Annotated in this window: 13 protein-coding genes; 11 read left to right on the top strand and 2 right to left on the bottom strand. The window is 35.4% G+C overall.

What is annotated here, in order from left to right:
* Positions 1-4 precede the first annotated feature (4 nt).
* Complete coding sequence (locus ACZZ95_RS22990; RefSeq protein WP_463470850.1) at positions 5-841, top strand: amidohydrolase family protein; 837 nt, start codon at positions 5-7, stop codon at positions 839-841.
* A 209-nt stretch (positions 842-1,050) separates the two neighbouring features.
* On the opposite strand, the gene ACZZ95_RS22985 is transcribed toward ACZZ95_RS22990, so the two are convergent.
* Positions 1,051-2,730, bottom strand: a complete 1,680-nt coding sequence (locus ACZZ95_RS22985) for a glycoside hydrolase family 28 protein (protein ID WP_463470849.1) — start codon at positions 2,728-2,730, stop codon at positions 1,051-1,053.
* 517 nt (positions 2,731-3,247) lie between these two features.
* On the opposite strand from ACZZ95_RS22985, the gene ACZZ95_RS22980 reads away from it, so the two are divergent.
* The 8 genes from ACZZ95_RS22980 to ACZZ95_RS22945 all read left to right on the top strand — a co-directional run bounded on the left by ACZZ95_RS22980 (position 3,248) and on the right by ACZZ95_RS22945 (position 8,476).
* Positions 3,248-4,300, top strand: a complete 1,053-nt coding sequence (locus tag ACZZ95_RS22980; protein WP_463470848.1) for a hypothetical protein — start codon at positions 3,248-3,250, stop codon at positions 4,298-4,300.
* Positions 4,260-4,925, top strand: a complete 666-nt coding sequence (locus ACZZ95_RS22975; RefSeq protein ID WP_463470847.1) for a right-handed parallel beta-helix repeat-containing protein — start codon at positions 4,260-4,262, stop codon at positions 4,923-4,925. The genes ACZZ95_RS22980 and ACZZ95_RS22975 overlap by 41 nt, the downstream gene beginning before the upstream one ends.
* A complete protein-coding gene (locus ACZZ95_RS22970; RefSeq protein WP_463470846.1) occupies positions 4,894-5,679 on the top strand; it encodes an L-rhamnose mutarotase in 786 nt (261 codons plus the stop codon). The genes ACZZ95_RS22975 and ACZZ95_RS22970 overlap by 32 nt, the downstream gene beginning before the upstream one ends.
* A 152-nt stretch (positions 5,680-5,831) precedes the next feature.
* Positions 5,832-6,071, top strand: a complete 240-nt coding sequence (locus tag ACZZ95_RS22965; RefSeq protein WP_463470845.1) for a Gfo/Idh/MocA family oxidoreductase — start codon at positions 5,832-5,834, stop codon at positions 6,069-6,071.
* 10 nt (positions 6,072-6,081) lie between these two features.
* Positions 6,082-6,897 carry a Gfo/Idh/MocA family protein gene (locus ACZZ95_RS22960; RefSeq protein WP_463470844.1) on the top strand — a complete coding sequence of 272 codons (816 nt, stop codon included), beginning with the start codon at positions 6,082-6,084 and terminating at the stop codon, positions 6,895-6,897.
* Positions 6,894-8,063, top strand: coding sequence for a sodium:solute symporter family transporter (locus tag ACZZ95_RS22955; protein WP_463470843.1), 1,170 nt, complete (start codon positions 6,894-6,896; stop codon positions 8,061-8,063). The genes ACZZ95_RS22960 and ACZZ95_RS22955 overlap by 4 nt, the downstream gene beginning before the upstream one ends.
* On the top strand, positions 8,017-8,217 hold the full coding sequence (locus ACZZ95_RS22950) for a sodium:solute symporter family transporter (RefSeq protein ID WP_463470842.1): 201 nt from the start codon (positions 8,017-8,019) through the stop codon (positions 8,215-8,217). Before ACZZ95_RS22955 ends, ACZZ95_RS22950 begins: the two co-directional genes overlap by 47 nt.
* Complete coding sequence (locus ACZZ95_RS22945) at positions 8,150-8,476, top strand: hypothetical protein (protein ID WP_463471805.1); 327 nt, start codon at positions 8,150-8,152, stop codon at positions 8,474-8,476. Before ACZZ95_RS22950 ends, ACZZ95_RS22945 begins: the two co-directional genes overlap by 68 nt.
* A gap of 325 nt (positions 8,477-8,801) precedes the next feature.
* On the opposite strand, the gene ACZZ95_RS22940 is transcribed toward ACZZ95_RS22945, so the two are convergent.
* Positions 8,802-10,013 carry an MFS transporter gene (locus ACZZ95_RS22940; RefSeq protein WP_463470841.1) on the bottom strand — a complete coding sequence of 404 codons (1,212 nt, stop codon included), beginning with the start codon at positions 10,011-10,013 and terminating at the stop codon, positions 8,802-8,804.
* A gap of 101 nt (positions 10,014-10,114) precedes the next feature.
* Here ACZZ95_RS22940 and ACZZ95_RS22935 point away from each other — a divergent pair, with 101 nt between their 5' ends.
* Positions 10,115-10,933 (top strand): AraC family transcriptional regulator, encoded by an 819-nt coding sequence (locus ACZZ95_RS22935; protein ID WP_463470840.1) that lies wholly within the window; start codon positions 10,115-10,117, stop codon positions 10,931-10,933.
* Between the two features lie 354 nt (positions 10,934-11,287).
* A complete protein-coding gene (locus tag ACZZ95_RS22930) occupies positions 11,288-13,474 on the top strand; it encodes an alpha-L-rhamnosidase-related protein (protein ID WP_463470839.1) in 2,187 nt (728 codons plus the stop codon).
* The last annotated feature ends 152 nt before the right edge of the window (positions 13,475-13,626 follow it).

The raw sequence follows: 13,626 nt of genomic DNA, 5'->3' as shown, positions 1-13,626 counted from the left end.
AGATATGAGTAAAAGAATTGATTCCCATCAGCATTTTTGGAAGTTTGATCCCGTTCGAGACAGCTGGATTGACGAAACGATGCAGAATATTCAAAGAGATTTTCTTCCAGAAGATTTAGAGCCTTTATTAAATGTCAATGGATTTGACGGATGTGTGGCAGTGCAGGCAAGCCAGACTGAAGAAGAAACACATTTTTTATTGGATTTAGCTTCAAAAAATGACTTTATCAAAGGCGTTGTAGGCTGGGTTGATTTGAGAAGTGAAAATATTGAAGAACGTTTGATTTTTTTTTCAAGTCAGAAAAAACTGAAAGGTTTTAGACATGTTGTTCAAGGTGAGCCAGATGATTTTATGTACGATGAGGCTTTCCGAAGAGGAATTAAAGCTTTAAAAGCATTTAATTATACTTATGATATATTAATTTTTGAACGTCAATTGCCAGCGACAATAAGTTTAGTTGAAGATTTTCCAGACCAAAAATTTGTGATTGATCATATCGCAAAACCAGACATCAAATCAGAAACTATTTTTTCTTGGAAAAGCGGCATTGAAGAAATTGCAAAACACGACAACGTTTGGTGTAAAATCTCAGGAATGGTTACAGAAGCCGATTGGAAAAACTGGAAGCCAGAAGATTTAAAACCGTACTTAGATGTCATTTTTGAAAATTTCTCTGTTGATAAATTAATGTACGGTTCAGATTGGCCAGTTCTTAATGTTGCTTCTGATTATAACGAGGTTGTAAAAACTTTAGAAGATTATATTTCGAAATTTTCAAAAGAAGATCAAGATAAAATTTGGTTTGAAAATGCGAATCACTTTTATAATTTAAATAAATAACATTTAATTTTGGAACATAAAAAAAAGCGTGAATTTAATGATTCACGCTTTTTTTATTCCCGCTCTTTGTCAAAGTTCAAAACTTTGACAAAGATTTTTTCTCACAAAGTTGTCAAACATAGCCCGTGGTTTCAACCACGGGAACACAAACGAAACGTGACAATATTGCGTCCCCGTGGTTGAAACCAACTATGTTTTTAAATTTGGGATTAAAACTTAACTGCTTTCTTAGAAACACTTTTATCAATAATCGTCGTCTTAGCAAAATTTACAGAAGAACCGCTTAAATCAATATTTTTACTCGCCTGACCGTTGATTGTAATTGTGTTAGAAGAACCTGAATTGAACTCGATATTTTTCAAAGAAAGGTTTTGTGTATTATAAATTTCAAAAGCATTTTTAGCCTCAATATCCAATTGAGCATTGCTGATTTTAATTCCGTTAGCATCAATTATAGAAAAGCCTTTTTGAGCTTTTGCTATCAAGTTGGAAATTTCAATATTTTCTAAATTCATTTCAGGAAGACCTTGTAAGAATACTGCTTGCTGCGCGCCTTTAATCGTAATGTTTTTGATTGAAATGTTTTTAAATTGAGGTGTTTCTTCATTCACAGGAACCAATTTTGTGGTTACTGTATTACCGCCTTCAGCAAGGGTTTCAGCAATAGATTTTCCGCCATAATACAAATCAAAAGAAATAGCTTGCGACGGAATATCAGTCATAAAAATATCCGAGATATAAATGTTTTCTACAACGCCACCGCGTCCGCGCGTGCTTTTAAAACGAAGTCCAACATCAGTTCCCATAAAAGTACAGTTGGAAACATGCAGGTTTTTTACACCGCCAGACATTTCGCTTCCCACCGTTACGCCACCATGACCGTGATACACGATATTGTTTTTTACAATGATATTTTCGCAGGGAACACCTCTGTCGCGACCGTCTTTGTCTTTTCCGGATTTAATACAAATTGCATCGTCACCCACATCAAAACTAGAATTTTCGATAATCACATTTTTGCAGGATTCCACATCAAGACCATCGCCGTTTTGAGAAAACCAAGGATTGCGAACCGTTATATTTCGAACAATTAAATCCTCAATCATCAATGGATGAATATTCCAAGCAGGTGAATTTTGAAAAACAGGGCCGTCAAATAAAACTCTTTTACTATTTTGAATGCTCACCAAAACCGGACGAAGGAAATCATGAATAGCTTCAAAATCTTCTTTCGTTTTTAAATCAGGACGAACGTTTTGATCTGCACCTTTAGAGCCTTTTAAATATTGTTCAGAAGGATACCAACTGTCTTTTTTCTCATTTAAAACTCCACCAGAAGCTACAAATTTCTTCCATTGTTCATCGGTCAGTTTACTTTTTTTAACCTGTCTCCAAGCTTCACCTGAACCATCCCAAACACCATTTCCGGTAAAAGCTACATTCTCCAAATTTTTACCATAAATAGGAGAGATACAGCGCCAAGTATTCAAACCTTCAAAACTGGTTTCAATAATTGGGTATAAAGTTTTATCTGTAGAAAACTTAATTAACGCTCCAGTTTGAGCATGAAGTTCAATATTGCTTTTTAGAATGATTGGTCCTGTTAACCAGATTCCCGGCGGAATAATTAATTTTCCACCTCCTTTTTTAGAAAGAGCATCTAGGGCATCTGCAAAAGCTTTTGTATTCAAAACATAACCGCCATTTACAGCGCCAAAGTCTTTTAAATTTACGCTGTTCTGTGGAATAGCAGGTTCTTTGACTTCAGCCATTTTAAATTCAATATTCTTGTACGTATCATTAGATTTTTGAGCAGAAGTTGTATGGAAAAAGCTAAACGCGAGACACGTAAGAGCAATAAATAAAAGGTTAATTCGGTTAGTTTTCATTCTAATTGTATTATAGTTAAGTAATTTTTGGAATTCGCTATTTGATGCTAAGTCGATTTTTTATATGTTAATTTTTTATTTGATGAGTAAAAAATATTCCTATTAAATTTTAATTCAATAATGTAATCGATTACACAAATCTATTAAAAAAATAGTATTGAACATCAATTTTAATTGGTTTATCACAGATTTTTTATGAATTTAACTTTTTCAGCTTTTCAAAAAACGCATTGTTATCAGGGAATTTTCGTTGCAAAAGGAATCTTTAGTAGCGATAGCAGGAGGGTACAGGATGCCTGAGATTTTATATTCTTTTAAATTGTCCCAATTATTTGTAAAAAGTGTTAAAAATACATTTATTTGTAAATTTAATACTGTTTTAAATTAATCCCTCGTAATTTTATCCTAAGAAAAAAATCAATACTATAAATAATGCGTTTAATTCCTTTCAACAAATTACTAGTTGTTTTTCTAATGGCATTCACAGTATTTTCAGCAGATCTTTGCTGAAATTTGGGTGTCGCCGTCTGGAAACGATTCCAACCTCGGAACAAAATCAAATCCGCTGGCAACGGTTCAAATGGCAATGCGAAAAGCCAGAGAACTTCGCCGATTAAAAGATGCATCTATAAAAGACGGAATCCGAATTATGGTAATGAACGGAACGTATTATTTAAACGAACCTTTATTTGTTAGGCCAGAGGATTCTGGAACTGCCGACAGCCCGACAACAATTGAAGCCGATGTAAATGCAAAACCAATTATAAGCGGTGGAATTGAAATCAAAAACTGGAAAAAGGTTGGTGTTTTAAATGGCAAAAAAGGAACTTTTTGGGTTGCCGATGCACCTCAAAAAGCAGGTTCGCTGATCAATTACAGACAATTGTGGGTAAACGGAAAGAAAGCCGTGAGAGCTAAAAATACAGCAGGAAATACAATGGACAGGATTTTATCATGGGATCATCAATCGCAGACCTGCTGGATTCCTTTTAAAGATAAGTCGGTTAAGTTTGAGCCTGGAATGGAAATGTTTATCGTACAATGGTGGTCGATTGCCAATCTTCGAATTAAAAATATCGAAGTACAAAAAGACAGCGCCCGACTTTCGTTTGAAGAACCAGAAAGCCGGATTCAAAGTGAACATCCTTGGCCTGCTCCGTGGATTTCTAAAAACAATGGAAATTCTGCTTTTCATTTAAACAATGCTATTTCATTATTGAACGAACCTGGAGAATGGTTTTTGGATAAAAAAAATGCTAAAATCTATTATATTCCGAGAACTGGAGAAGATATTAATTCGGTAAAAATTACAGCTCCGGTTTTAGAAAATCTGGTTGAAGTAAAAGGAACGATAGATTCGCCTGTAAGTCATTTTAGATTTAAAGGAATTTCGTTTCAGTACAGCAACTGGCTTCGTCCTTCAGAGCAAGGGCATGTGCCTTTACAATCGGGTATGTATTTATTAGACGCTTACAAATTAAAGCGACCGGGAACGCCAAATCAGGCGAGTTTAGAAAATCAGGCTTGGGTTGGGAGACCTCGTCTCAGCGGTCGAAGTAAATTATTCTAATAATATTCAGTTTGAATCGTGTCGTTTTGAGCATTTGTCTTCGACAGGTTTAGACTTAAATAAAGGAACGAATCACAATACCGTAAAAGGAAATTTATTTAAAGACATAGGCGGAAGTGCCATCAATGTCGGCATTTTCTCTGAAGAAGCTTTTGAAGCGCATTTGCCTTTGATTATAAAAGACGAAAGAGAAATGTGTTCGGATGAAGTAATTGCTGATAATTTAATTACCAATGTAACCAATGAAGATTGGGGAACTTTAGGAATCAGCGCTGGCTTTGTTCGAAATATTACCATTGAACACAACGAAATTTCGGATGTATCGTATTCTGGAATGGCAATGGGATGGGGATGGACGCACACGCCAAACGTGATGCAGAACAATAAAATTCTAGCGAATAAAATTCATCATTATGCGAAACATTTACATGATGTTGCCGGAATTTATACGCTTTCGGCACAACCCAACAGCCGAATCGAAGAAAATTACATTGATAAAGTTTACAATAGTCCGTATGCACACGATCCGTTTTTATGGTTGTACTTGTATACAGATGAAGGAAGTGAAGGTTTTACCATTAAAAACAATTGGATTGCCGAAAAAGAAAATCCTAAAAAATCATAATGGTCCAAAAGGAAATATCTGGGAACATAACGATCCATATGTAAGCACGAAAATTAAAGATGCAGCCGGAATTCGAGCGCCTTATGCTGCTTTAGAAAAAGAAGTTGTAATTGATGAAAAATGGGGATTGCAGGAAATGCCAAAACCGTATGCAATTGAACTGATAGGTTCTGATTTTGATCTCGAAAAAATAAAGTCGACGTTAACGGGTTTTAGAATTGTTGGGCAGGAATTGTACCAATGGAAAAATCATTTGGTGATTTACGGAAAAATGAATCAGCCGGAAAGAACAAAGCGAAAACTAGCGGGAGCTTTTCCTTCTTTAGAAATAAAAATTTACGATAATCTGGTTTACGATTTCCAAAACTTCGAAAGATGTAAAGATTCTAAACCAGCCTCAGATTGGGAAAATGTAGTTTTGACTGCCAATTTACCTGCTGATGAAAAACTGCAAAAAGAATATGTAGATTATCATACGACACAATTTGAAAAATGGCCTGAAGTAGCAAAAGGTTTCTGTAATGCCGATTTTCAACAATTGCAGGTTTTCAAAAAAGACAGACAATTAATCTTGGTTATCAGTATTCCGAAAGGAGAAAATCTGGATAAGCTAAATCCGAAAACAACACAAAACAATCCGCGTGTAGACGAATGGAACGCTTTAATGAAAAAATACCAAACCGGAATTGAAGGCGCAAAACCAGATGAAACCTGGATTTTCTTGAATAAAGTGAGTGTAGAGGAGAAAAAATAGAACAAAGAAAAAAGAGCAAAGAAAAAAGAGCAAAGAAAAAATCTAAATCTGCTCAATCTGCCTAATCTGCGTGAGAAAAAACAAAACTAATCTCAAAGAAGATTTCGGAATAATCTAAAATCTAAAATCAACAATCTAAAATAACCACACCAATGTTAAAAATAGCCATTCTGGGACTTGGAGAAGGACGAAGCACAATGTCGGTCGCCATAGAAAGTTCAAAATTAGAGCTTGTGAAAATATGCGACAGAAACGAAGATTTGTGTAAACAGAGAGCAAAAGAGTTCGATTTTCATTCGTATACAACCAATTACGAAGATCTATTAAACGATAGTTCAATTGATATTATTGCCATCTATACACCGGATCACCTGCACGCGCGACGATGTTAAACAAGCTTTGTTGCACGGAAAACACGTTGTTTGTACAAAACCTTTTATTGATGATCTTTCTGATGCCAAAGAACTACTAGAATTAAGTGCTAAAACGGGTAAGAAAGTTTTCATTGGTCAAAGTTCTCGTTTTTTCGAACCTGCAAAAAGACAAAGAGCTGATTTTGAAGCCGGTTTAATTGGAGATTTAATTACCATTGAAGCGCAATATCATGCCGATCACAGATGGTTTTTAAAGAAAGAATGGTCGCTTTTGCAATCATTTAAATGGCTGTACGGAGGTTTGAGTCATCCTGTGGATTTCATTAGATGGTATCTTCCAAATATTCAGGAAGTAATGGGGTACGGAATGATCAGCAGTAACGGACAAAATGCGGGATTGAAAAACGAAGACACCATGCATTTTATCTTTAAAGCTACCGACGGCAGAATTGCCAGAGTAAGCGGTGTATACACTTCGCCGACTCAGCCGGCGCAAAGAGACAGCGGCATGAGCACGATTCTAAGAGCAACAGAAGGTGCAAGTCAGGCAGATTATCACGAATTGCGTTACGCCGTTACAGATAAAACGGGTGAAGAAAAAGTGATTACTTGGGGTGACAGCACTTTAAAATATTATTTCCGTTTTGAAGGACAAAGTCATCACGGCGGTGAATATCAGAATTATTTAGAATATTTTGTGGATAGCATTGAGCAAGGTTTCGAGGCTTACCCAAACATGGAAGAAGGAATTGGAACTGTGGCTTTATTGCAGGCAATGGACAAATCACTGCAAACTGGAATGCCGGTTAAAATCGCCGATATTCTTAACGAATACGGACTATGAACAGCATCTACGATAAATTAACGACGCTCGATTTTATAATTGTAGCGGTTTATTTGGTGACTTTATTAGTCATTGGTTATGTGGTAAGCGTGAAGCAGAGCAAAAAAAACGAAACATTATTTTTAGCTTCTAACTCCTTGAGCTGGTACAGTATCGGATTTAATATGTGGGGAACCAATGTTGGTCCTTCATCATTATTGGCCTTTGCAAGTATTGGTTACGCAACCGGAATTGTGGCTGGAAATTTTGAGTGGTATGCTTTTGTGTTTTTACTGCTTTTGGCGATGGTTTTTGCACCCAAATATATTGCGAGTAAAGTAAGTACAATGCCCGAATATATGGGGAAACGCTACGGCGACAGTACGCAGAATATTCTGGCTTGGTATGCTATGGTAAAAATTTTGGTAAGCTGGTTGTCTTTGGGATTATTCAGTGGGGGCGTTTTAGTGCGTCAGATTTTGGGAATTCCGATGTGGCAGAGCGTTACGGTTTTAGTAATTTTTTCAGGAATATTTACCTTTGCCGGAGGATTAAAAGCGATTGCAAAAGTCAATGTTTTTCAGATGATTCTGCTGATTGTAGTTTCGCTGACGCTTTCTTATTTAGGTTTGCAAAAACTGGGCGGAATAGATGTTTTAATTGCGAAAACACCTTCTAATTTTTGGAATTTAGTTCGTCCTTCAGACGATGCCCATTATCCGTGGCCTGCTATTTTATTAGGATATCCGGTTGTCGCAGTTGCATTTTTCTGTACCGATCAATCGATGGTGCAGAGTGTTTTGGGAGCTAAAAATCTGGAACAGGGACAATTGGGCGTGAACTTTATTGGTTGGTTAAAAGTAATGGCTCTGCCGTTGTTTATTCTTCCTGGAATTTTATGTTATGCATTATATCCAGAATTAGGAAGCAATTCAGACTTAGCTTATATGACAATGGTTACCAACTTATTTCCAAGTGGAATGAATGGTTTAGTAATCTGTGTAATGATTGCAGTTTTGGTAGGAACAATTGGTTCTTCTCTTAATGCTTTAAGCACCGTTTTTACGAATGATATTTACGTAAAGAAAATCAACCCAAATGCGACTATTAAAGATCAAATTAAAATTGGGCGTTTAACAATTGCTTGCTGGATGTGTTTTTGCGATTCTGATTGCTGTTGCAATTGACAATATTAAAGGGCAAAATCTATTTAATATTTTTCAGGCTGTTTTAGGATTCTTAGCGCCATCTTTATCGGTTGTGTTTTTGCTGAGTGTTTTTTGGAAACGCACTACCAAAAAAAGCTGTAAACGCTACGCTTTCTTGGGGTTCTGCGTTTAGTTTATTCGTTGGAGTTCTGTATTTATGGATTTTTCCTGCCGATAAATATCCGGTTTGGCCTCACTTTTTGTTAATCTCATTTTACATTTTTGCTGTGCTTTTAATTGCAGCAGTTATTATTTCTTTAACTGATAAAAATCCTGAAGTTAATTTTTCAGATGAAACGGATATTCCTAAAACTAGTAAAAAGGTAAAGCTTTTGTTTGGTTTGTTGGGATTGACGATTTTGGTTTTGTATTTGGTTTTCAATGGAAATTAATTAGAAACATAAAAATATTCAAACATAGCCCGTGGTTTCAACCACGGGACGCAATATATGTAATATTCCGTTTATCAAAATTCGTTTCCCGTGGTTGAAACCACGGGCTATGTTTTTAAAAAGATTGCAAATAAAGCAAGGCTATTTTATTAGTTGCCTCCAGTTTTAACTGGAGGTATATGTAAAAAGAATAGAAAAAGGCTTTAGCCAAATTGTAGATATTTGGCTAAAGCCTTTTGAGCTTTACATTATATTTCATCCAGCTAAAGCTTGACGCAATTATTTAATAAATCTTTGCGTCTTAGCGACTTTGTGGCATTAAAAATTACTCAACCTTCTTTTTCTTCTCCAAATTAGGCAAGAACCCAGTAATAATCCCAATTAAAGGCAGAAAAGCACAAATCTTAAATACATACTCAATACTCGTTTCGTCAGCAATTTTCCCTAAAATAGCAGACCCTAAACCACCCATTCCAAAAGCAAATCCGAAGAAAAGACCCGCTACAAGTCCGACTTTTCCGGGCATTAATTCAGTTGCATAAACCAGAATCGCTGAGAATGCCGAAGAAAGAATCAATCCGATTACTACAGACAAAGTTCCAACCCAAAATAAAGAAACATACGGAAGTAACATAGTGAAAGGAGCAACCCCAAGAATCGAAACCCAGATTACATATTTTCTTCCGTATCGGTCTCCAATTGGTCCTCCAATCAAAGTTCCTGCGACAACAGCACCCGAGAATAAGAATAAATATACTTGTGATTGTTGAATCGTAATATGAAATTTATCTATAAGAAAGAAAGTATAATAACTGGTAATGCTACTCATATAGAAATACTTAGAGAAAATCAAAACTAATAAAATGATCAACGAAGCAATTACCCTGTTTTTAGACAAATGATGCGTTTCGATTTGGTGAGAAGCTTTATTGGCATTTCTTTCAGATAAATGTGCAGTGTACCAAATTGCAATTTTATACAAAGCAAAAACTCCGACTAGCGCAATAATACAAAACCAAGCGATATAAGATTGTCCGTGCGGAATAACGATAAATGCCGCTAATAAAGGCCCGACAGCACTTCCTGCATTTCCTCCTAATTGGAAGATAGACTGCGCCAAACCTTTTTTTCCACCTGAGGCTAAATGTGCTACTCTAGATGATTCTGGATGAAAAATCGAAGATCCAATTCCGATTAAACTTACTGATAATAATAGATAAGTAAAGCTTGAAGCAATCGAAACCAAGAAAAGTCCAGTCATTGTAAAACACATACCGACAATCAGCGAATATGGTTTTGAATTTTTGTCTGTATACATTCCTACAAACGGCTGTAAAATTGAAGCTACGATTTGGTACGTAAAAGTGATGATTCCGATTTGAGAAAAACTCAAGTTAAAATTTTCTTTTAACAGCGGATAAATTGATGGTACAACAGCTTGTAAAAGATCATTAATTAAATGAGAAAAACTTATGATAAATAAGATCGAATAAGTGGTTTTTTTAAGTATGTCAGGATTTGCTTTAATAGTGTCCATGAAATATTTTTTGATTTTAAAATTAGGTTTAAAAACAACAGCTGTATTATTTTTTGCAAAGATTAAAAGAATAGTAATGTCAGAATTGCTATATTTGGACAATGAATAACCAGATTCGGACATATCGAATAGCACAGGAGCACGGATACAAAATAGATCCATCAATACCTATTATTGGATATACCGAAATGGTAACCAATGAAATGTGTATCTCGCATTCACATCCCAGAGGTCAGCTTATTTATGCGACGCGTGGTGTAATGAATGTCGTAGTAGGAAATCATATTTGGGTGGTTAATCCGTTACAGGGCCTTTGGCTTCCGGGCGGAGTAGAGCATCAGGTCACTTTTCAGAAAGACGTTAATTATTACAGCGTGTTTATCGATCCCTCTGCAATGGGAGGATTACCTATAAACAGCTTTTCTTTTGATATTCCGATGTTCTTAAAACAGCTGATTTTTAAAATTATTTCTTTCGGGACAGAAGGAAATCTTACAGCTTCGCAAGGCAGAATTATTGAAGTTTTTCTGGACGAATTGGCCCTAATTGAACCAAGTGCAACTTTTCTTCCAACAACCAATCACGAAAGATTACAAAAAGTAGTGGAACTTTTAATGAGCGATGTTGCCAGTAAAAACACGATAGATCATTACGCAGAAATATCTTTTATGAGTACCCGAACTTTATCCCGATTATTCATTAAAGAACTCGGAATGAATTTCAGCGACTGGCGTACGCGATTAAAATTATTAGAAGCCATAAAACGTCTTGGCGAAAAACAATCAATCAAAGAAATTGCCTTTAATCTAGGCTACGAAACTACAAGCGCTTTTATCTATATGTTTAAGAAGCATTTAGGCAAAACACCTTCTAATTATATTTTAGAAGATGAAAATGATTCGGAAAAGATGATTGCATAAATCACAAAAAAAAATTAGAACGCTGATAAAACAGATTTACTTCGTAAAGACACGGATTGACACGGATTTTTTGTTTTGATTCTTCTATAGCTTTGTCAAAGTTTTGAACTTTGACAAAGCTTGTTGCGTTAATATAATTATAATAAGTGTAAATCAGCGTCTTTACAAAGTAAATCCGTTTCATAAGCGTCCATAAAATTCAAACATCATTTTTTTTAGTACTAAAAAAATGATAAGCCATAATTTTTCCCTTAAAAAATTATCAAAAAATACTATTTTTTATGAAATAGCAGGATAGTGCAGGTTGTGAAATGTAAAGATAACACTTATCTTTAGTCCCAAAATAAATTAACTATGCTAAACCGCTTTTCAATTTTTAAGATTTTCCTTGTCTGTTGTACTTTATTTTTTTCTGCCTGCCTATTTGCTCAGGAAAAGCCAAAAGAAGGGACATGGATCTGGTATCCAGGTGATTTTGAAGTTTGGTTGAGCAATAAAATGCAGGTAAGACGCACAGAACGCGAAGCAGTATTTCCACCGCTTTGGCAATATTACAGTCCGTATGCCTTGGTAACTTTTCAAACAGAAGTAGATATTCCGGAACCAGACGACGTAAAAATCTACTCAGAAGGACCTTTTCAATTACTTTTAGATGGTGTTCAAATTTACGGACAGCCTAAATCAATAAAAATTCCTTCTGGAAAACACAAAATTTCATTTAAAGTATACAATCAAGAAGTACTGCCTGCGATTTATATTAATGGAAAATATGTAAAATCTGATGCATACTGGAAAGTAACCAATGAAGATAAACTTTGGATCGATGAAACTGGAAAAGCACAACAATCTGGTACACCTTGGGTTCCCGTGGGTTCTTGGAATTTTAATTCACCAGAAAATAAACCTTCTGAGTTTAAACTGACAACCAAACCTTTGAGTGCCAAAAAAACAGAAAAAATAGGAAATGGAGAGCTGGTAGATTTTGGTAAAGAAACTTTTGGTTATATTAAAATTCACGGTTTAAAAGGAAAAGGTAAAGTAGCACTTTATTATGGCGAATCTCGTGAAGAAGCTTTGGATTCTGCCAGATGCGAAACTTTAGATCATTTATCTTTTGATGGAAACCAGTCTCAAACCTATACACACGACGGATCGAAAGCATTTCGCTATGTTCAGGTACAAACTGATGCAACAGTAAAATACGATTCGATTTCGATGCTTTATGAATATTTACCATTAGATTATCGTGGAGCTTTCAAATCTTCGGATGAACAATTGAATAAAATTTGGGATGTGTCGGCATATACGATGCATTTAACAACTCGCGAATTTTTTATAGACGGAATAAAACGCGACCGTTGGGTTTGGTCTGGCGATGCTTATCAAAGTTATTTAATGAATTATTATTTATTCTTTGATTCGGCTTCTGTAGAACGAACGCTTTTAGCCCTTCGCGGAAAAGATCCTGTAACGGCTCACGTAAACATTATAATGGATTATTCGCTCTATTGGTTTGTAGGAGTTTACGATTACTACTTACATACAGGCGATACCAAATTCATCAAAACTTTTTATCCAAGAATGAAATCACTTATGGATTTCTGTTTAGAAAGAAGAAACAAAAACGGATTCCTTGAACCTTTAGAAGGCGATTGGGTTTTTATTGATTGGGCAGACGGATTACCAAAAACCGGCGAGGTTAGTTTTGAGCAAATGCTTTTAGCGAGAAGTTTAGAAGCTATGGAGGTTAGTGCTAAAATTGCAGGTGAAAGTGAGGATCAAAAACAATATCAAAAATTAGGGGATGATTTAAAAGCGAAATTATTTGAGGTGTTTTGGGATAAAAAAGAAAACGTCATGAAACACCAGCGCATCGACGGTAAAATGCAAAATATTGTAACCAGATATGCTAATATGTTCGGTATTTTTTTTAATTATTTTACTGAAGAACAAAAACAAAGTGTAAAAAATAAAGTGTTACTGAATAAAGATGTTCTTCAAATCACAACACCTTACATGCGTTTTTACGAGTTGGAAGCCTTGTGTGCTATGGGCGAACAGAATTATGTTTTAAAAGAAATGAAAGATTATTGGGGCGGAATGCTGAATGAGGGCGCTACATCTTTCTGGGAAGAATACAATCCAAACAAAAAAGGAACAGAGCATTTAACTATGTACGGACGCCCTTACGGGAAAAGTCTCTGCCACGCTTGGGGAGCCAGTCCGATTTATTTATTAGGAAAATATTATTTGGGTGTAAAACCAACCGCACCAGGATATACTGAATATGAAATCAAACCGAATCTTGGAGGTTTAAAATGGATGGAAGGAAAAGTACCAACTCCAAACGGTGAAGTTTCATTGTACTGCAGTACCAAAGAAATTAAGGTAAAAGCAGGTGAAGGAGAAGGAAAATTGATTATTGAAAGTGCCAGCAAACCAAAAACAAACTCAGGAACGATTACGGAGTTATCGAAGAATAAATATCAGCTGATTGTAAAACCGAATGTGGAATATAAAGTGAGTTATAGGGCTTTTTAGTAATTAGTTCTTAGTTCTTAGTGATTAGCCCTTAGTCCTTAGTGATTAGTCGTTAGTGATTAGTTTAGTTCTTAGTGATTAATTTAGTTCTTAGTGATTAGCAGTTAATTTATAAACGTCTAGTTTTTCATTCCTGACTGAAAGGAGGAATC

This window comes from Flavobacterium sp. AC267, assembly GCF_979258715.1.
The sequence above is the reverse complement of the archived record's forward strand: the minus strand, read 5'-3'. Positions and strand labels throughout refer to the sequence as shown.